This is a genomic window from Annamia dubia NIES-4383 (assembly GCF_055394725.1).
This window is the reverse complement of the sequence record NZ_AP025630.1, coordinates 3,301,924-3,323,287: the sequence shown is the minus strand read 5'-3', so window position 1 is coordinate 3,323,287 and position 21,364 is coordinate 3,301,924. Positions and strand designations below refer to the sequence as shown.

At 32.8% G+C, this 21,364-nt stretch carries 18 protein-coding genes; 10 read left to right on the top strand and 8 right to left on the bottom strand.

Features of this window, described 5'->3' with window-relative positions; all coding sequences use genetic code 11:
* Positions 1-23: 23 nt before the first annotated feature.
* From Anndu_RS14970 to mtnA, 4 genes are all read right to left on the bottom strand, one after another.
* Entirely contained in the window at positions 24-566 is a 543-nt protein-coding gene (locus tag Anndu_RS14970) for a chemotaxis protein CheW (RefSeq protein ID WP_464101951.1), read from the bottom strand.
* 72 nt (positions 567-638) lie between these two features.
* Positions 639-1,004 (bottom strand): response regulator transcription factor, encoded by a 366-nt coding sequence (locus Anndu_RS14965; protein ID WP_464101950.1) that lies wholly within the window; start codon positions 1,002-1,004, stop codon positions 639-641.
* Between the two features lie 311 nt (positions 1,005-1,315).
* Positions 1,316-2,503 carry a response regulator gene (locus Anndu_RS14960; RefSeq protein WP_464101949.1) on the bottom strand — a complete coding sequence of 396 codons (1,188 nt, stop codon included), beginning with the start codon at positions 2,501-2,503 and terminating at the stop codon, positions 1,316-1,318.
* Positions 2,504-2,705: 202 nt separating this feature from the next.
* Positions 2,706-3,749, bottom strand: a complete 1,044-nt coding sequence (gene mtnA, locus Anndu_RS14955; RefSeq protein WP_464101948.1) for an S-methyl-5-thioribose-1-phosphate isomerase — start codon at positions 3,747-3,749, stop codon at positions 2,706-2,708.
* Between the two features lie 327 nt (positions 3,750-4,076).
* On the opposite strand from mtnA, the gene Anndu_RS14950 reads away from it, so the two are divergent.
* A complete protein-coding gene (locus tag Anndu_RS14950; protein WP_464101947.1) occupies positions 4,077-4,754 on the top strand; it encodes a uracil-DNA glycosylase family protein in 678 nt (225 codons plus the stop codon).
* A gap of 81 nt (positions 4,755-4,835) precedes the next feature.
* Positions 4,836-5,348, top strand: a complete 513-nt coding sequence (locus Anndu_RS14945; protein WP_464101946.1) for an inorganic diphosphatase — start codon at positions 4,836-4,838, stop codon at positions 5,346-5,348.
* A gap of 95 nt (positions 5,349-5,443) precedes the next feature.
* Here Anndu_RS14945 and recQ read toward each other — a convergent pair whose 3' ends face one another.
* Entirely contained in the window at positions 5,444-7,576 is a 2,133-nt protein-coding gene (gene recQ / locus Anndu_RS14940) for a DNA helicase RecQ (protein WP_464101945.1), read from the bottom strand.
* 246 nt (positions 7,577-7,822) lie between these two features.
* On the opposite strand from recQ, the gene Anndu_RS14935 reads away from it, so the two are divergent.
* The 8 genes from Anndu_RS14935 to rpsU all read left to right on the top strand — a co-directional run bounded on the left by Anndu_RS14935 (position 7,823) and on the right by rpsU (position 15,709).
* Entirely contained in the window at positions 7,823-8,320 is a 498-nt protein-coding gene (locus Anndu_RS14935; RefSeq protein ID WP_464101944.1) for a P-loop NTPase fold protein, read from the top strand.
* A gap of 123 nt (positions 8,321-8,443) precedes the next feature.
* Positions 8,444-9,121, top strand: a complete 678-nt coding sequence (locus Anndu_RS14930; protein ID WP_464101943.1) for a hypothetical protein — start codon at positions 8,444-8,446, stop codon at positions 9,119-9,121.
* A gap of 9 nt (positions 9,122-9,130) precedes the next feature.
* Positions 9,131-10,579, top strand: coding sequence for a tetratricopeptide repeat protein (locus tag Anndu_RS14925; RefSeq protein ID WP_464101942.1), 1,449 nt, complete (start codon positions 9,131-9,133; stop codon positions 10,577-10,579).
* A gap of 117 nt (positions 10,580-10,696) precedes the next feature.
* Positions 10,697-11,083 (top strand): hypothetical protein, encoded by a 387-nt coding sequence (locus Anndu_RS14920; RefSeq protein WP_464101941.1) that lies wholly within the window; start codon positions 10,697-10,699, stop codon positions 11,081-11,083.
* A 111-nt stretch (positions 11,084-11,194) separates the two neighbouring features.
* The gene (gene nblS, locus Anndu_RS14915) at positions 11,195-13,369 is read left to right on the top strand and encodes a two-component system sensor histidine kinase NblS (protein WP_464101940.1); all 2,175 of its coding nucleotides are present in this window, start codon (positions 11,195-11,197) and stop codon (positions 13,367-13,369) included.
* Positions 13,370-13,564: 195 nt separating this feature from the next.
* Positions 13,565-14,779 (top strand): C1 family peptidase, encoded by a 1,215-nt coding sequence (locus Anndu_RS14910; RefSeq protein ID WP_464101939.1) that lies wholly within the window; start codon positions 13,565-13,567, stop codon positions 14,777-14,779.
* Between the two features lie 255 nt (positions 14,780-15,034).
* On the top strand, positions 15,035-15,316 hold the full coding sequence (locus tag Anndu_RS14905) for an RNA recognition motif domain-containing protein (RefSeq protein ID WP_464101938.1): 282 nt from the start codon (positions 15,035-15,037) through the stop codon (positions 15,314-15,316).
* 216 nt (positions 15,317-15,532) lie between these two features.
* On the top strand, positions 15,533-15,709 hold the full coding sequence (gene rpsU, locus Anndu_RS14900; RefSeq protein WP_464101937.1) for a 30S ribosomal protein S21: 177 nt from the start codon (positions 15,533-15,535) through the stop codon (positions 15,707-15,709).
* Positions 15,710-15,899: 190 nt separating this feature from the next.
* Here rpsU and hisA read toward each other — a convergent pair whose 3' ends face one another.
* The 3 genes from hisA to Anndu_RS14885 all read right to left on the bottom strand — a co-directional run bounded on the left by hisA (position 15,900) and on the right by Anndu_RS14885 (position 21,180).
* A complete protein-coding gene (hisA, locus tag Anndu_RS14895; protein ID WP_464101936.1) occupies positions 15,900-16,673 on the bottom strand; it encodes a 1-(5-phosphoribosyl)-5-[(5-phosphoribosylamino)methylideneamino]imidazole-4-carboxamide isomerase in 774 nt (257 codons plus the stop codon).
* A gap of 355 nt (positions 16,674-17,028) precedes the next feature.
* Complete coding sequence (priA, locus tag Anndu_RS14890; protein ID WP_464101935.1) at positions 17,029-19,683, bottom strand: primosomal protein N'; 2,655 nt, start codon at positions 19,681-19,683, stop codon at positions 17,029-17,031.
* A gap of 204 nt (positions 19,684-19,887) precedes the next feature.
* Positions 19,888-21,180 carry a glutamyl-tRNA reductase gene (locus Anndu_RS14885; RefSeq protein ID WP_464101934.1) on the bottom strand — a complete coding sequence of 431 codons (1,293 nt, stop codon included), beginning with the start codon at positions 21,178-21,180 and terminating at the stop codon, positions 19,888-19,890.
* Between the last annotated feature and the right edge of the window lie 184 nt (positions 21,181-21,364).

Below are 21,364 nucleotides of genomic sequence, written 5' to 3'. Positions count from 1 at the left end.
AGTTATTGGTCACTGTTCACTGGTTACTGTGGCATAGCGGCAATAATAGATTCACCATCAATCACAACTAACATTTCGCCATTATCTTTTAACCAATAACCTTGTAAAAAAGGTAATAAAGCCGGATTAACCGTACTAGCAGGAGGAGATTGTAATTTTTGAACTGGACACCATTCAATTTCTTCAATGCGATTTACCACTGCACCCAATACTTTTTTTTCGGTTTCTGAAGAATCTGAATGATGAGCCGACTCTAAGATAATGGCTGTATAAACATCACTATTTACCTGTTGTTGATACCAAGGAGTTAAGCCCACTAAATGACCCAGATCCAACATCCAGAGGATTTTACCGCGCCAGTTATAAACTCCCATGATCCAAGGTGGTAAATGGGGGATCGGAACAATTGTTCCCGTAGGGATAGTTACAACTTCAGTCAGTTGGGCGATCGGCAATAAAACGGTAGTATCAGGTACAAGAAAAAATCGTAAAAATTGTTCTTGCCCCTCAAAATTTTCCTCATTTTGTGCCAAAGATAATTGGATATTTTGAAATTGATTAGTCATTAGTCTTTGATGGGCGCTTAATGATTAATGATGAATGAACTGATTACTGGTAATTAAAACTGAAACTCAGGATTAAGCATTAATCAACTGTTTAACGGTACGGATTAATTCTTCCCGATCGACTGGCTTAGGAATATAAGCATCTGCCCCCTGTTTTTTACCCCAAAATTTATCCATATCAGTGCCTTTGGTAGAGCAGATAATGATTGGAATACTTTGAGTAGAGGCATCTTGTTTGATTTCTCGACAAACCTCAAAACCGCTTTTACCTGGTAAAACCACATCTAAAATAATAATATCAGGGTGTTTGACATTAATTTTTTCTAATGCTTCCTCTCCTGATGATGCAGTTTCTACGGTGATTCCAGCACCTGTTAAACAGTCACTCAGAATACTTAATTCTGTTTTAGTATCGTCAACAATCAGGGCAGTTCCCATAACTTTCTTTTTATCTCCTCATAAGATCTATAAATTATAATAAAGGAAAACTGAAAAAGTCGGTGATTTTAAGATTAATCACTTAACTTGGTTTCATTTTCATAGTTTATTATCATTTGACTTTTAAATATATTTGTTAGAAGTTCAAATTGAGCTAATTTTTGGCTAGTTAATTTTTTTCTATTTTTACATAATTCATTTTAACTTAGTTTCCTCCTATTTTGAACAATCTAATTTATTCCCTTTTGAAAGCTATTTAATTAATGGTTTCCTGATTCAATTTTAACTTTTGACTGAAAAATCAATCAATTTTAATCAAAAACTTTTGTTTTGAGGTATTTACGGATCGTTTCTAAAACCAATTCAGAGTCAATTGGTTTACTTAAAAAGTCAGTTGCTCCCACCATTTTTGATCTGACTCGATCAATGATGCCGTCATTACCCGTTAAAATCACAATGGGGGTATTTTTGAAAAAGTTTAATTTTCGTAATTGACCACAAATTTCATAACCATTAGCATTAGGCATAATTAGATCCAAAAAAATTAAATCTGGTTTAGTTGATAACACCACGGCGATCGACCTTAGAGCATCATTAACTCCAATAAATTGATACCCTGCCCCAGTGACAATTTTCTCCATCGTTTGACAGATTAAGGGGCTATCATCTATACAAGCAATGATTAGGTCATGTTTGGAATCTTCATCGGATGAATCGTAGATCACGGGTGCGGGGAAATCAGGTAATTCAATTAATTCCACCAGTCCGGCCTGAACATAAGGCATTAAAGATCTAGTTACCTCTACCACATTTTTACCCATAATAATGGCTAAATCTCTTAATGTTCTTTGACCATCTAATAATTTAGATAAAACTTGATAGGTTTTAGGGCTGGTGCGACTTTGTAATTGTTCTGGTAATCTGATCACTGGAGCGCTATTCGGGGAGCGATCGGCTACTTTAGCTGTTTGCCATGTTTGCCAGAGTTTCCATGATTCTACAATGACTTGATCCGCATCAATCAAAACCAATTGAGTAGATAAATTATTATCCCTTTTAATTTGATAGGTAACTTGGACAGCTTGGGTTACATCAAAAAAGATTTCCGTAATCACCGCCCGAATCATTTTGGCCACCTGTTCTCTGGAAATTTTTTGTTGTTCTACCCATAAACAAAGTAGTTGATATTCCCAACAGGTAGTATTTAATTCTTGATTAGGGATAGTTTCCAAATCTTTTTGGAGACTTTTGAGATCCCAATTAATTTGATTAAAATAAATAGACAAATTTCGGCGCCACCTTCTAACGGGATGATTGCCTCCGGTAGCATACATAATTCTTCCCAGATAGAGATAAAATGTCCATTGATCGGCCTTTGGGCCGGCTAAAATTAACTGACCCGTAAATCGAGGTTGTTTCAAAGTCTGGAATAATCCGGCTTGTTTTGAAGCAACAAATTCGCTAATGGGAATAAGAGGAAGGTTTTTGTCAGTGGTCATCACAATAAGATTGGTCTGATTGCCATTGAAAACAAAGGGATTAGGTAAAAATAGTTAATACTTATTTCATGGTCATGATCAACTGTCAATTGTTGAAAATTGTATTATTTTTATTTTATGAATTTTATAGAACTTTTTACCTAAATAGTTAATACAACTATTTAAACTCAAAATCAGGTTGTCATTGGTTAGTGATTACTGATTAGGGTTGGAGTTTGTTTAATTGATCGGGAGCAAAGACCCCTTTTTCGGTGATAATACCTGTAATTAGGGAGGCAGGAGTTACATCAAAAGCCGGATTATAAAATTCTACTCCCACTGGACAAATATTCGTTTGTGCGATCTGATAAATTTCACTGGGGTGACGTTCTTCAATGGGAATGGCGCAACCGTCTTTAATCGTAAAATCAATGGTGGATAAGGGTGCGGCCACATAGAAAGGTACATGATGATAGGAAGCGATTACTGCTAGGCCATAAGTACCAATTTTATTGGCGGTATCTCCATTTGAGGCAATGCGATCAGCCCCCACCACGATGCCATCAATCATGGCTTTTTGTAAACAATGGGCGGCCATGTTATCGGTAATGACGGTGATGGGTATTTGCTCTTGGATACATTCCCAAGCGGTTAATTTTGCTCCTTGTAAACGGGGGCGAGTTTCATCGGCGTAAACTCGATCGAGTCTTTTTTCTTCCCATAAGGCTCTGATTACTCCTAAAGCTGTACCATAGCCGGCCGTGGCTAAGGCTCCGGCATTACAATGGGTTAAAATGGTTAATTTTTCTGGTTTTTCAGGAAATACGGTTAGACCATGTTGGCCGATCGCGCGACAAGTTTGTAAATCTTCCTGTTGAATTTGTTGAGCGGTTTGTAATAAACTCTGTTTAATTTCGTTAATTGTACCTAAATGCTCATGGGCGACTTTTAACATTCGAGTGATCGCCCAAAATAAATTAACGGCGGTGGGACGGGTTTTGCGTAATTTTTCGGCAATTTGATCTAATTCTTGTAAAAAATCGGCTTTATTTTGCGAGTTAATCTCCCTTGCCCCTAAATACATTCCATAGCCGGCCGCTACTCCGATGGCGGGCGCACCTCTGACGATCATTGAGCGGATGGCCTCTACCATATCATCAAGCTGTTTAATTTTAATGTGGGTATATTCTAAAGGCAATTTAGTTTGATCAATCAAAATGACATGATCATCTTGCCAAATAACAGGAAATAGGGGCAGAGATTTCATAAATATTTTTACCAATAATTAAAGTGAAAATAGTAGGGGCTTAATGGGATTAAGCCCTTACGAAAGTCAAAATTCAAAATTCAATCAGTTGTGAAAACTTAAACTCTCGTTGAAGAATCAGATTTCACTAAAGTTAAAAGTCAAGTCTTGATCCTAGCACAATTTTGTTTAAAAATCTAAATTGAGATTGTTAATTAATAAGGATTAAATCAAATTTAATTGATAATTGTTAAGGAAAAGCACAGGGGAAAAAAATCAATATTATTTATGTTCAAGATTAAGCTATCCTAAGAAAATTATCATTTATAATTAAATTTTGCTAATTCGATGTTAAAGATTGAAACTTTAATCAAACAAACTCAACAAGAAGCCCAAAGAGAGGCTTTTCCCGTAGATATTCCTGTTTATGAATCTGCCCAAAAAGATCCTACTTATCCTGTATTATATGGGGGTAATCTTAACAGTCAATTATGTTTTTTTGGCCGTGATTTAGGGAAAGATGAAGTGATGGCTCAACAGCCTTTAATTGGCTCGGCTGGGCGTTTAGTCAGGGCTGGTTTTTATCAGGCTTTACATCAAAAATCCGCTACTTCTAAAGAGGAATTAAATACGGTTTGCGATCGCCTTTTATTAACTAATACCGTACCTTATAAACCCCCCGGAAATAAAGCTTATGCCGTAGCGGTAAAAGAGAGATTTCGCCCCTTTGTGGCCAGTTTATTAGTATTTTATTGGGGTGGTAATCAAATTATTACTTTAGGCACGGAGGCTTTTAAATGGTTTGCTCCCTACGGAAAAAAGGGCGAAATAGATGCTTTTTTTAAACGGGAGGATCGTTTTTCTAATAGTTTAAATGTGATTTTATCGGCACAAAATGACCAAGGAATAATTGAACAAAAGGAGATTAATTTATTACCTTTACCCCATCCTTCCCCTTTAAATCAAACTTATTATGCTAAATTTCCTCAAATGTTACAAGATCGCTTAAAAAATATTAGTTTTTAAGGTTTTTGTTATTTATGGTCACTTGTTTGATAAAATGCTTAATTACATTAAAAAAACAGTTTATAAGTGGAGATTTGATTCGTGGATTTAACTCGTATTCCTGCCCAACCTAAAGCGGGTCTGCTCAATGTGTTGATTGAGATCCCCGGCGGTTGCAAAAATAAATATGAATTTGATAAGGACTTAAATGCTTTTATTTTAGATCGGGTATTATCTTCTTCCGTGAAATATCCTTATGATTATGGTTTTGTGCCTAATACTTTAGCCGATGATGGTGATCCCCTTGATGGGATGGTTTTAATGGATGAACCGACTTTCCCCGGCTGTGTCATTGCGGCTCGTCCCATCGGAATGTTAGAAATGATTGACGGCGGCGATCGAGATGAGAAAATTCTCTGTGTACCTGCCGATGATCCCCGTTATAAAGAGATTACATCCATTAAAAATATTTCTTCCCATAGATTAGAAGAAATTGCTGAATTTTTCCGCACTTATAAAAATTTAGAGAAAAAAGAAACTCAAATTTTAGGGTGGAAAGATGTGGATCAAGTTATGCCTTTAGTTGAAGAATGTATTAAAGCAGGGCAAAAATAGACTTTTTCGACAAGTTAAGTAATGAGTAATAAGTAATAATAATAAGTGGGAAAATTCTTGAAAAGACTAGCATAATTGACAGTTGATCGTTAAAATTAAAATTTATGTTTACGCCACCAAGCTTTAACTAAACGAATTTCATTATAACTATAATTATCCCCTAATTGTTCTTTTATTAAAGTTAAAGAAATATCTCCTTTAAGATTAATAACTTTTAAAATTTCTTCTCTTTTTTCATTAGAAACTAAATTAGTAATTTCTACGGGTTGTTTTAACTCAATTAAATTACTTAAATGGGTATAAATTGTACTAACTGCTAAATTTCTGATTTGGGCAATTTGATTAATATTTAAACCCTGTTGATAAAAACCTAAAGTGATCATTTCACTATTAGAAGGTAGTTTTTCTGGTAAACTTTGTTCTTGACAAAAACCTCTAATTTCTGATAAAAATTGCTCTCCATATTGCTTTAATTTATATTCGGTAATTCCTGAAATATTGGCAAATTCTGTTAAAGATTGGGGTTTAATTTGCGCCATTAATCTTAAAGTTGAATCGGGAAAAATAACATAAGGAGCGATGGAATGTAAATCAGCTAAATACTTTCTTAAACCTTTTAATCTTTCAAATAAAATTTCACCTTCGGCATTTTTTAAATTATATTCTTTTAATAATTGATCTTTTTTACTCAAAGTAACAGCAATTTTTACTTCCCTTTGTTTTCTTAAAATTTCCCAACTTTTACTATTTAATTTTAACACTGAATAACCGTCCGTAGTTTCTGACATTAATCCTTGATGAAGTAAGGAGCGCCCTAACATTCTCCACTCGTCTACAGTGCGATCTTTTCCAATGCCATAAGTTGATAATAAATGATGGCCATATTCTAAGATTTTTTTCTTACTTGATCCCCTTAAAATATCAATAATATGAGTCATGCCAAATTTTTCTTTTACCCTTGCCACACAGGATAAAAATTTTTGAGCTTCGATCGTCCAATTTTCGATTGGTTTTGGCTGTAAACAATTATCACAATTTTGACAATTTCCCTTGAATTTTTCTCCAAAATAACTAAGTTGAATAATCCTTCTACATTCATTTCCTTGAGAATAATCGATCATCTTTCTTAACTGTTGACGGGCAATTTTTTGTTGATTTTCTTCACTTTGTTGATCAATTAAATATTCAATTCTTTTAATATCACTAAAATCAAAAAAAAGAATACATTTAGCTACTTCTCCATCCCTTCCAGCCCGGCCTGATTCTTGATAGTAATTCTCTAAAGTTCGAGGTAAATTATAATGAATCACAAACCTTACATCAGGCTTATTAATGCCCATTCCAAAAGCAATTGTTGCTACAATAATTCTCACATCATCTCGAATAAACCGATCCTGATTAACCCTTCTAACTTCATCATGTAAACCTGCATGATAGGGTAAAACTGAAATGTTATCTTGTTGTAATCTAAAGGTTAAATCATCTACATTTCTGCGACTTAAACAATAGATAATTCCTGCTCCTTGATTGGTGCGAATATAAGTTAATAATTGATTATAAGATTGACGTTCTTTTGGTTTAACTTCATAATATAAATTAGGACGATTAAAAGTGCTTAAATAAATTTCTGCATTTTGTAAACCTAATTGTTTAATAATATCCTCTTTAACTCTTTCTGTTGCTGTGGCTGTTAAAGCCATCATGGGAATATCTGAATAACGATAACGTAAGAGGATCATTTTGCGATATTCGGGGCGAAAATCATGCCCCCATTCTGACACACAATGGGCTTCATCAATGGCAAAACCTGCTATGCCAATCGTATTTTTTAACCTATCTAAAAAAAATAAAAATTTCTCACTTAATAATCTTTCAGGAGCGACATAAACTAACTTAATTTTACCATTTAAAATTGCCAATTCTCTTGATTTTAATTCATCCCAAGATAGACTACTATTTAAAAAAGTTGCGCCGATCCCATTATCTAATAAACTATCAACTTGATCCTGCATTAAAGCGATTAAAGGAGACACTACAATGGTTATTCCTACTTTTAATAAAGCGGGAAGTTGAAAACATAAAGACTTACCTCCACCTGTGGGCATGATGACTAATAGATCACGATTTGTTAAAGCTTTTTCAATAATATCTTTTTGTCCGGGGCGGAAAGTATCATAACCAAAAAATCGTTTTAAAGATTGTTCTAAAGATTCTTTTTCCATGAGCATTTTTTTGATAATTATTATTTTTGATAAGACGGGCTGATTAATGATTGATCATAAGATGATATTATTAAGTTAACAAAGATCATGCTCCTATCATTATATCAAAGTATGAAAACTATTAAACTTCTTGTGCAAGTTAGGGAAAAATTATAACAATAAAAATACTTTGATTGTTATAAAAAAATTATTTAGATTAATCGTTTATGATTTATAATGGTAATATTAATTAGAAGCGATAGCAGTTAATTTATGAACACAAATCATTTACTCTTAGAGTTTCAACAAGCCTATCGAAATTTAGGATTATTACCTCTTTTAACAAAAGAGGAGCTAGATAAATTTTGGGTAGAATATGGTATTGCCGTAATTGAAGAATTAGAACAGTTAATTTTAGATAGTTATCAACAAAATAGTAAAGTTATTTTAGCAGGTCATCGTGGCTGTGGCAAATCAACTTTATTAGCAGAATTTAAAACAAAGTTAGATGATCAATATTTTATTACTTTCTTTTCTATTTCTGATTTAATTGAAATGTCTGACGTTAATCATATTAATATTTTATTTGCGATCGCTGTTAATTTGATGGAGGAAGCAGAAAAGCAAGAAATAAAAATTAAAGATTCAATTAAAAAGAGTTTTTATAATTGGTTTGCACAACACACTAAAACTAATATTGAAGAATATCAAGCAGAAATAGAAAGTGGTTTTAAATTTGATGCTTTTTTTACATGGGTTAAAGGTATTTAAAAAACAAATGCTACCATTAGAGATGAAATCAAAGTAACTTTTGAGCGTAAAATCTCTGATTTAGTTAGGAATATTAATGAAATTGCTACAGTTATTAATGAAGAAAGTAATAAACCTGTTTTAGTGATCATTGATGATATTGATAAAATTGATATTGCTTTAGCAAAAGATATTTTTCAGGCACATATTAAGGCACTATTTCAGCCTAATTTTAATATTGTTATGACTATTCCTATTGCGGCCTTAAGAGAGGTTTCTTTAATGGCAACTTTACAGTCAGAAACTAATGATCAAATTGTGTTAATGCCTGTATCTAAACTTTATGCTAAAGGAGAAAGAAATCAACCAAATCCCCTATCTAATGGTGAAGTTATGGCTCAACTTACTAACATTTTAAATAAAAGAATTTCACCTCATTTAATTGAAAAAAATACTTTGGAAAAAATCATTATTGAAAGTGGAGGAGTGTTAAGGGAATTAATGAGAATTACCAATGAATGTTGTCGTATTTGTTTAAGATCATTACGTCGTGATCCCGCTCATCAAGATTTAAAAATTAATCAGGATATTTTAGAGGAAGCAATTAATAAATTGAGTTTAGATTTTGATAGTAGAATTGGGATCAAAGATTATGAAATTTTAAAAACAACTTACCAAAATTTTAAACCTGATGATCCTAAAGATCAACAATTTTTAGATTTACTTCACGGTTTATATATTTTAGAATATCGTAATCATCAACTCTGGTATGATGTTCATCCTATTGTGACTAAACTTTTACAACAAAAAAATATTATTTAAAGTTAAGTTATGATCTCAGCCTTAGAAGAAAATCCTAAAAATCGAGATAATTATGATGATTTATTAGTTTCCATTGAAGCTAATCAAAATTATTTTAATTTATTAATTGCTGTTTGTGATAATCAAGAATTGAGAGAGCAAATTATTCAACAATATGAACAGGAATTAAGCTCAAATTTACCCTGTTATCGTCTAATTTTCTCCGCAGAAAATCCTAGTTTATTATCTTTAATCAATCAATTAATTCAAGAAAATCCTCAGCTTAAAACCTGTAATAATGCGGTAATTACTGTTACTGGAACAGAAAAATTTAGATTTTTATTCAAAGAAGATAATCAAGAAAAGTCACCTCAAGATCAATTATTAGGTTTTTTTCAATGGACAAGGGAAGCATTTAAGGATTTTCCCTATTCAATTATTATTTGGATGAATAGTTATTTACAACAACAATTAGAGCAAAAATCCCCTGATTTTTGGAGTTGGCGCAAGGGAGTTTTTCGTTTTGTTTGTCCTACTACCAATATAATTAATATTAGTAATTTTAAAGATAATTTACTTTCCTTAAGTACAGAGCTAAAAGTAGAAAGTTCATCTTTACTGCCTTTAGAAGATTTACAAGAATTAATTGCAACAATTGAACAAAAAAATCAAAAACAAAAAAATCCTCAATTGGCTCATCTTTATGGTAATCTGGGACAAGTTTACAAAGAAAGAATTGAACGAGGTCAAGCAATTAATTATCGAGAAGAATTAAATTTAGCAATTAATTATTTACAAAAAGCAATTAATTTACAAGAAGAATTTAAGCTAGAATCTGAATTAGCAAATTCTCTTAATAATTTAGCTATTTTGTACGCTGGTCAGGGGAAAAATGATCAAGCAGAACCTTTATTTATTAAAGCTTTAGAATTAGAAAAAAAACTATTAGGAGAAAACCATCCTGAGGTGGCTAATTCCCTTAATAATTTAGCTATTTTGTACAATAATCAAGGCAAAGATGATCAAGCAGAACTTTTATACATTCAGGCTTTAGAATTAAGCAAAAAATTATTAGAAGAAAACCATCCTAATGTGGCAAATTTACTCAATAATTTAGCTGTTTTGTACAAAAATCAGGGTAAAAATGATCAAGCCGAATCTTTATTTATTAAGGCTTTAGAATTAAGGAAAAAACTATTAGGAGAAAACCATCCTGATGTGGTACAATCCCTCAATAATCTAGCTATTTTGTACGCTAGTCAGGGCAAATATGACCAAGCTGAACCTTTATATATTCAGGCTTTAGAATTAAGGAAAAAACTATTAGGAGAAGATCACCCTCAAACTATTAGTGTTAACAGTAATTTTCTCTATTTCCTACAAAAAGTAATCGAAGAAAATAAAGTTAATCTATTAAGTGATCATCCTCTTACTCAATCAATGTTACAGGTGCTTTTGGATGATTCTATTGATCTCTAAAATAATATGTACTATATGTATCTTGGCCATGACCAAACAACAAATAACTAATAACAAATAACCAATAACTTATATTATAATTAAAATCATAATTAAAAATGTTAAGAGGAGAGCAATATGTTCGGAAATTTGATCAAAAAATTAAGTTTAACTCTCATTTGTGGCTTAAGTAGTACAGGAATATTAAGTTTAGAAGCGATCGCCCCGTTAAAAGCCGAGGCCTATCCTCAGAATGTTCAAATTTATTTAACTCGTCAAGGGGGGGAAACCTACCAAAATCTATTAGAACGCTCCGCTATCATTGCTAGAGCCGCCACCCAAAGAACATTTGATGCAGATGTATTAGTAACAGAAGTTGCAGTAACCATTATCGCTGATAATCAAGGGTTAATCGCTCCTTTATTAACCTTAAACGTAACCCGTGATCAATGGTGGGAACGTCCCGATCCCAAAACATGGATTAATTATTATGATGGAATAGAGACTTTATTAGATTTTAACTAGCTTTAATTTGAAAATAATTAGCGATTACCAATAGCAAATACCTGATAATGACAAATTAACAAAAATTATTACAATATATTAAGTTTTCAATTTATCAAAATTTTATTAACCTTGGATTTATTATTTTCATTGATCTTTACACTCAAACAATTTTTGTACCGTTGGTGGTCAGAGTTTACCCTGCAAACAAAATTGATGGCAGGAGTAACTCTGGTTGTCTCTTTATTGATGAGTGCTTTGACCTTTTGGGCAGTTAATACCATTCAAGAAGACGCTCGAATGAATGACACCCGTTTTGGGCGGGATCTGGGGCTATTAATGGCCGCTAACGCCGCCCCGATGGTAGCGGATCACGATATTAACGCTTTAGCTCAGTTTTCTGGGCGTTTTTTTCAGAGTACCTCCAGTGTACGCTATTTGATCTATGCCGATCCCAATGGGGAAATCTTTTTTGGCATCCCTTATTCAGAGGCACAACCTCAAAATAACCTCACAATAAAACGGCACATTGCCCTCCCTGAAGATTATGGTCAAAATACATCCTTGCCGATGGTACGTCAGCATCATACCCCCAATGGTGAAGTGACGGATGTTTTTGTGCCGTTAAAACAGGCCGATCAATATTTAGGCGTTTTGGCCATCGGGATCAACCCTAATGCCACCGTTGTGGCATCGTCTAATTTAACCAGAGACGTTACCATTGCGGTTTTTATCTCCATCTGGGCGATGGTCATTTTAGGGGCGGTTTTCAATGCTTTTAATATTACTAAACCCATCAAAGAATTATTAGTTGGAGTAAAAAATATTGCCGCAGGAAACTTTAAACAAAGAATTATCCTTCCTTTTGGCGGTGAATTAGGAGAGTTAATTATTAGTTTTAATGAAATGGCAGAAAAATTAGAGAGTTATGAAGAACAAAATATTGAAGAAATAACTACTGAAAAAGCGAAATTAGAAACTTTAGTAACTACTATTGCGGATGGAGCAATTTTAATTGATAAAAAAATGCAGGTATTATTAGTTAATTCTACCGCTACTCGTATTTTTGGCTGGGAAAATAAATCAATAATTGGTCAAAATGTTTTGCATTATTTACCCCAAGATTTAAAAATTAAATTAGTAGAACCTCTCTATCAATTAATTACAGGAAAAAATCCTAAAGATTCAGATTTAGATCATTTAAAATATTTAGAAAATTTAGAAAATTTAGAATTAGAAAATTTAGAAAGTATAAGTAATATTCATCAGGAAACTTTAAAGGTAATTAAAAGTAATAATTATAATGATTTTACACAGGAGCAATTAGAAAATAGTCAAGTTTTAACTATGACAAAATCTAATCTTTTAGTAGTAGAAAATAATCAAGATTCACTTAAAGAAATAAAGGAACTAAAAGATTTAAAAGATAATATTAATCATGATAATTTTCCCCCAGAAGAATTTAGAATAACTATTGAAGAGCCACAGGCTAAAACCTTAAGAATTTTATTAAGTAAAGTCCTAGATAAATATAAAGAAAATATCCAAGGAATTGCTATTACTATTCAAGATATTACCAGAGAAGCAGAATTAAATGATGCTAAAAGTCAATTTATTAGTAATGTTTCCCATGAATTAAGAACGCCTTTATTTAATATTAAATCATTCATTGAAACTTTAGCTGAATATGGAGAAGAATTAACAGAAAAAGAAAGAAAAGAATTTTTAGAAACGGCCAACCATGAAACCGATCGCTTAACTCGTTTAGTCAATGATGTTTTAGATCTTTCTCGTTTAGAATCATCTCGTATTTATCAGTTAGAACCCGTTGATATTATTCAACCGATCGAACAAACTTTACGCACTTATCAACTTAATGCAAAAGATAAAAATATTCAATTATTAAAAGAAATTGAAGAAGATTTACTGCCAGTTTTAGGGCATTATGACTTATTATTACAAGTTTTAACTAACCTAGTTGGTAATGCTTTAAAATTCACTCTTTCTGGTGGTAAAGTAGTAATTCGTTCCTATAAAATTCAAGAGCAATCTAACCATAAATATCCCATAGATAAAGTTAGAATAGAAATTTCTGACACAGGGATCGGGATAGATAAAGAAGATCAAAAAGCCATTTTTGAGCGCTTTTTCAGAGTAGAAAATCGAGTACATACCCTAGAAGGAACTGGTTTAGGTTTATCTATTGTGAAAAATATTATTGTTGACAAACATCACAGTCAAATTAATTTAATTAGTGAGGTGGGAGTGGGTACAACTTTCTGGTTTGATCTTGATGTTTTTGATTAATAATTTTCCTTAAATGAATTATGATCGAAAAAAATTTTTAATCATGCAAAAAAATGACTTCATTCAGATATAATAAGATCAAGATGATCAATTGACAGTTGACGGTTGATAATTAAAAATTAATTAATATTAAAATCTGTCTGTTGTCAATTTTAAAATCTAATTTAAACAATATTTGGATAAATTTAAACAACTATGATGAAACAACGTAAAGCGACTTATTTAATTGAAAGATCAACAGGGAAACGGATGAAATTAGGCGGAGTTTTACCTTCTGAAAATCAACCCCCTAAAGTTAAAAGAAAAATTAGCTATCTTTATGCTCAAGATCAGTTACCTCCAATGGTTGATCTACGCACTTTTTTAAAGCCCGTTGAGGATCATTCAACTATTAATAGTTGTGTCGCTAATGCCATTTCTTCGGCCTACGAATATCTCCAACATAGATTAACAGGAAAACTACAACCTGTAAGTCGTTTATTTTTATATTATAATGCCCGAATGTTAGAAGGCACGGAAGAAAAGGATAATGGTTGTAGTATTAGTAGTGCTTTAGAAGTCATAGAAAAAATTGGTATTTGTTCCGATGAAACTTGGTCATTTGATCCGGATCTAGTGGAACAAAAACCTGATTTTAATGCCTATCAAGAAGCGAAAAAAAATTTAGTTGAACAGGTACAAGAAATAGATTTAGATCTTTATAGTATGAAACATTGTTTAGCAATGGGTTATCCCTTTATTTTTAGTTTACAATTGTTTCATTCTTTCAGTCAAGCGGGAACTCAAGGTAAAGTTTTAATGCCCGATCTTTCCCAAGAAAAAAGTCATGCCGATCATGGTATTCATGCCATGTTAGCAGTAGGTTATCTTGAAGAATATCAAGTTTTTATTGTGCGCAATTCTTGGGGAGAAAACTGGGGAGATCAAGGTTATTGTTATATCCCTTATGAATATGTTTTACAATCAGATTATTGTCAAGAATGTTGGTCATTAAAATTCAAAAATGATGTAGAATTGAGTAAAGAAATTTGGTTTGATCACCCCCCAAAAAATTTAGAATTTTTAGCTCAAAAAGATGATGAATTTGAGCATAATTATTATTTTGAATATGCGGAAGATGATGACGAAGAATTAGTAGAAGATGAGGAAGAAGGTTATATTTATGTCAGCCGAAATCGGGGTTATGATGAAGATAGTTATGAAGATGAATATTATGAGGAAGAAGATGAAGAATATTATGAAGATGAAGAAGGTTATGAATATGCCGATGATGAAAATTATGATGATGAATTAGAAGAATTTGAAGAATATGATGAGTATGATGAAGATGAAGATGATGAATACGAAGATGAAGATTATGAAGAATTAGAAGGAGAATATGATTATGGTTATGAAGATGATGATTATTAAATCTGGGCTAATCAATTCGATCGCCAAACACTAGATCTAGCTGACATTGATTGACAAACCATGATTTTTTGTTGATAAAAAAGAAAAAAATCATAAAAAGTTAAGTTTAGGTTAATAGTTTGTGTTATAATTGTTTGGATTAAGATTCATTTCGTCTGTGCAGAAAGTTGTCATTCCTTGAATTGATAAGCATCTGTGTTAAACGAATTGATGCTTTTGAAATGATGTTGTGAAATATTGAGGAACAATTTGTCCATGTCAATTTATATTGGAAACCTTCCCTATCAGGTAACTGAAGAGGATCTTCAAGAAGTTTTTGCCGAATATGGTAATGTTAAAAGAGTATACATCCCTACAGATAAACAGTCAGGTCGTGTTAAAGGCTTTGGTTTTGTAGAAATGGACTCTGATGATCACGAAGATTCAGCTATTGCGGCCTTAGATGGTGCAGAATGGTTAGGAAGGCAGTTACGGGTTAATAAAGCTAAACCCCGTGAAAATGAACCCAAAAGAAAAGGCCGAAAAAAAGATTGGTAAATTTTGAATAACCTCGAAAGCCTTTAATCTGTGCTTAAGCCCTTCGGGGCTTTAATTCATCAAGTTATGATTGATTATTTTTATTGTTAATTGTTAATTGTCCCCTGTCAATTGTCAATTGTTAAAGCTTGATAGTGAAAATAAAAGTTAACCCATCAATCACCAAAATATAGTATCATGTTAATTTGCCAAATTACGTTTTAAGGAGGAAACTGTATGACCCAAGTGGTTGTAGGACAAAATGAAAATATAGAATCGGCACTACGGCGTTTTAAGCGTCAAGTGTCTAAAGCTGGTATTTTTGCGGATATTAAACGTCGTCGTCATTTTGAGACACCTATTGAAAAACGCAAACGTAAAGCGATCGCTCGTCGCAAAAAACGCTATCGTTAAAATTTATTTGTCTTAATATACTTCTTTCAGAAGTTAGGGAATAGGGAATAGTTTTAGATAAGAATGAAGTTATTATCATCTCTTTCTCTGCTATATTATTTATCTTTAATTATTGTCAAGACGTAATCCATCGTAGAGACGTAATATATTACGTCTCTATATTACGTCTACATTGATTAAAATTGAGTATTTAAGCAAAAGTTGAACGATCTAAGTCTAAAGGCACATCTTGTAACCTACCGTTACCTACGGCTAAAATAGCTTCAGTTAAATTAACATCTCCAGTATATAAAGCTTTACCCACGATCGCGCCAGTTACGCCAGAAGCTTCTAAAGCCAAAAGATTTAATAAATCTCTTAAACAACTCACACCACCAGAGGCGATCACCGGAATCTTAACACAATGGGTTAACTCCCTTAAAGCCTCAAGATTAGGGCCGATTAAAGTACCATCTCTTTGAATATCAGTATAAATGATCCCGGCCACGCCAAAACCTTCCATTTTCTGAGCTAAATCAGTGGCTAAAACTTCAGAGGTTTCTAACCATCCACGAGTTGCAACCTTACCTTGACGGGCATCAATGCCTACTATAATCTGATTAGGAAATTCTTTAGCTAATTCTTCAACTAATTCGGGTTTTTCTACGGCAATTGTTCCTAAAATTGCTCGATTAACTCCTAAATTTAAAAGTTGAGCCACTCCGTTGCGATCGCGCAAGCCTCCTCCCACTTGCACAGGGATGGAAAGAGTCTTAACAATTTTTTCAATCACATTAAGATTAACAGACTCCCCTTGTTTTGCACCATCGAGATCCACAAGATGAAGACGGGTAGCCCCTTGATCCGCCCATTGTTGAGCCATGATCACCGGATCTTCATGAAATACCTCAGATTGACTATAATCTCCCTGATATAAACGGACACATTGACCTTGTAATAAATCTATTGCGGGTATAACTTCCATTGATTTTTTCGTTAGTTTATTAATTTGAAATTGTGTTTAATTTAAAATTTATTTTACCAAGAAAAAAGTCAGAAATTTTGTTATTTTTAGTTAATCTCTTAGATTATATTTTATTGTCATTAATTTCGCTCCAAATTTCTTTCTTGAACTTAAGTTCAAGGCTAATATAAATCGTTCAATAAATTGAACTAAATTTTTGTTAGGAATTATCCTGTTTTTAATAATTTTTGATTTATTAACATCAAAAACAAGCTAAAAACTTTATCAGAATAAGATTACAAGGATCAGAAACCCCGACTTTGAAAATACCCTACGCCCAATAAAGGGGGGTTAGGGGGTGAGGGCTACAATTATTTTAATTAATATTCAAAGGATCCACATCAATCTGTAAACTAACCCCATTTAAACAAAGATTTTTAATCTCATTAAAATTAGGTAAATAATAAGCCTGATTATGATCCAATTTTAACAAAATTTGCCACCGATAACGGTTAGCTATTCTCATAATACTAGCAGGAGCAGGGCCTAATATTTGCCATTCTTGACCCATATTTTCTATACAAAAATCCGCTATTTGTTCGGCCGTTTTTTGGACATTTTTTTCTTCAAAACCGCTTAAACTTAATAAAATTAAACGCCCATAGGGAGGATAATTTAATTCCGCTCTTTTGATTAATTCACTATTAACAAATGTTAAATAATCATGATTTTTAACCGCTTGAATGACGGGATGATCGGGTGAATAAGTTTGTATAATTACCTTTCCGGCTTCATTTCCCCTTCCCGCCCTTCCGGCCACTTGGGTTAAAGTTTGAAATCCTCTTTCTGAGGCTCGATAATCGGATAAATGTAATAAACCATCGGCGGCGATCACCCCCACAAGGGTTACTTGCTCTAAATCTAAGCCTTTAGTTAACATTTGTGTTCCCACTAATAGATCAGCTTCTCCCCGTGCAAATCGGCTTAATAACTCACGATGAGAGCCTTTTTTGCTGGTGGTATCACTATCAAAACGAATGGCAGTTAATTCGGGAAACATTTTTGCTAATTCTTCCATAACTTTCTGAGTGCCACTACCAAAAAATTTTAAATAGGGAGATTTGCACTCAGGGCATTGTTTAGGGTGTAATTGCGTATAATTGCAATAGTGACATTTTAATAATTCCGTACTTCCTGTATGAGTATAATGGTATGACAAAGAGACATCACAGTGAGGACATTCTACCACATAACCGCAACTACGGCAAGAAACAAAGGTACTATGTCCCCTTCTGGGAATAAATAAAATCCCTTGTTGTTTTTTAAATTTTAATTCTTTCAGAGCTTTTTGAAGGGAATAACTGAAAATTGAGCGATTTCCTGACTTTAATTCTTGACGTAGATCCACTATTTCTACGGGCGGGAGAGGCCGGGCTTGGATCCGCTCTGGAAGGGAAAGATATTTTGCAGTTACCAATGAGCAGTTACCAGTGACCAATTTTTGATTATTTAATAATATTTGATCACTATTAATTTTCACTTGATTACTATTAATATTTACTTGATTATTATTAATATTTAATTTTTCACTGGTAACTGTATTTGTCCATGTTTCTAAAGAGGGGGTAGCCGAGCCTAAAATTAAGGGACAATTTTCAATTTCTGCCCTCCATTGTGCTACTTTTCGCGCGTGATAGGTGGGCGCTATTTGTTGTTGTTTAAAACTGCTATCATGTTCTTCATCTAAAATGATAATTCCTAACTTTGGTAAAGGGGCAAAAACAGCCGATCTTGTACCTATTACAATTTGAGTTTCTCCCGTTAACATTTGTCGCCATGTGTCGTATCTTTCACCCTTTGAAAGTTCACTATGATAGACAAATATTTTATTACCAAATCTTGCTCGAAAACGATCAGTTAATTGGGGAGTTAAACCGATTTCAGGAACTAAAACTAAAGCTGATTTTCCTTGATTTAAAATCGGTTCAATCCCTTGTAAATAAACTTCTGTTTTACCCGATCCGGTAACTCCATGTAATAAAACTTCTGTAAATTTATCTAAATTTTGAATGATATTTAGGGCGTTTGTTTGAGCTTCAGTTAAGATTTTTTTCCCATCTCGATCGGGCTGAATTTCTTGTAAAAATCTTAATTTTTCCCTTTCTTCAATTACCACATAACCTTTTTTCTCTAAATTATTAACAACTGAGGTGCTAGTATTAGCAAATTCTAATAATTGTGATAGCCATAATTCACCGTTATAATAGCGTAATATTTTTAAAACTTCTTTTTGTTTTTCTGTTAAATTAAGTTCTTGATTTTCTATTACTAAAGTAATAGCTTTTTGTAATTTTGGGCGAGGCTGATTATTCTCTTCAAAATAACTTTCGATCCATCCTCTTTTGATTAATTGTTTAATAGCTCTAGTTGCACCTTTAACTTTACTATTTAAAAATTTACTACTATAATCGCCTTCTTTTTGATTTTGCAATAAACTTAAAATTTGTTGTTCAGGATAGGTACAAAACATATTATAATCGTCAGGAATAACCTCAAAATTTAATCTAATTCTTCTTTGAGATTTCTTTAATAAATCAGGAGGTAAAGCTGATCTAATTACGGTAATTAAAGGAGTACAATAATATTGAGCAACTCGATCAATTAAATCCCAATAATGATCGGGAAAAGGGTTTTTTAAAATTACTTCTTCTACTTCTTTAATTTTATTAATTTCTAAATTTTGGGGTAGTTTATCTGTTAATCTAATGGCAATTCCATTTAAAATTTGACTACCAAAAGGAACGCTTAAAATATCACCAGTTTCTATTTTTAAATCTGGGGGAATACTATAGGTATATAAATTATAAGTTTCTACTTTATCTTGATTTAATTCTTGATTTAATCCTGAAACATTATTAGAATTAGATAATTTATTAACGGCGGGACAATCTACTAATACTTCTACCCATTTTTGTTGAAATAAACTTGTTTGATAAGTGGCTTGAGGTTCAGCTAAAATTAAAGAAGACATAATGATTTTGTCGAGTTTTTAATATTATTACAAGTTCTTACTATTATATCATTAATTTTAATTTTGATCTTAATTAAGTTTAAAAGATCATAGACTTCTGGTAAGCTGTTAAACATTTAAAATAAATATGAGTTGAACAGGCAAGATGCCTGTTCCACAATCTTCTTTTTTTTACATATTACTTATTACTTATTACTTATTAATCTAAGCTTGTTGCGCTTCTATTTCTACTTCTAAATTAAACAACATTTTTAAAGAATCTAAACATTGTTTTCTGGCTTCAATATCCTGTTGGGCGCGTAATTGTACCATCGGATCATGTAAAATTTTATTGACGATCCCACGAGTTAAAGCTTCAATTACTTCTTGATGTTTTTCCGCAAATTCTATCCCTAAACGTGATAAAGCTTTTTCTAATTCTTGTTCTCTAATTTCTTCAATTTTATTTCTTAAAGAGTTAATTGTCGGCACAGTTTCTAGTGATCGCCACCAAACTTCAAAAGCACTAATTTCTTCTTCTAATAAAGCCTCGGCTTCCTCTGCCACTTTACGGCGACTAGCTTGATTTTGCGCCACTACCGCCTTAAGATCATCCACATTGTAGGATTGTACGTTTTTCATACCCTCTACATCTTTATGAACATTAAGAGGCACAGAAATATCTACTAACATTAAAGATTGATTCTCAGTTAAAACGGAGTTTAATTTAGCCCGATCTAAAATAGGTTGAGTCGCTCCGGTGCTAGTAAAGACAATATCAGAATTAGCAATCACATTCATCATCTCTGATAACTCATAAAGTTTAATCGGTAAATGGGGAAATTTATCCGCTAATTCTTGAGCATTTTTCATGGAACGGTTAACAATAGCAATCTGATCCCCACCTTTAGCCGATAAATGTTGCACTAATAAACGGGACATTTTACCCGCCCCAATAATTGCAAATTTATAGCCTCTTAAATCCTCTACTTTCATCTGCACCAATTCCACGGCCGCCGAACTGATGGAAACCGCACCCGTGCCAATATCCGTTTCACTGCGTACCCTCTTTCCGGCTGACATAGCCTGTTTAAACAGTCGATCCAATAAACGCCCTAAACCGCCGTATTTTTGAGCGAGTTTATGGGTGGTTTTCACCTGAGCCAAAATCTGCCCTTCCCCTAAAACTAAACTTTCTAAACCGGCCGCTACTCGCATTAAATGACGTAATGCGTCTTGATGTAGTAACATAAATAAATAACGGCGTAAAATATTAAGAGGAATATGTCCTTTTTCCGCTAAAAATTGACAAATTTCAATAATACCTTTATCCGTTTCTTTAGCCACTGCATAAATTTCCAAACGGTTACAGGTACTAATGATCGCCACTTCCTCAATATGGGGATAGTTTTTTAAATGGGCGATCGCCTCCTCAATTTTATTTTCCTGAATACTTAGTTTTTCCCTAATTTCAACAGGTGCGGTTTTATGGCTTAAGCCAACAACAATAATATTCATAGTACGTTTATTCTCAAGGATGTTAGATGAATGAAAATTTAGATATTAAAACAAAATCAATCTTTACTATTTAATACCATAAGGTTTATTGCAAAATATTAAGATTTGTATCTTATGGATAAGTGTGAATCTTTTAACCTTACCTCATGGGGGGGCTTTTTTAAAGTAAAGATCAATGATATTG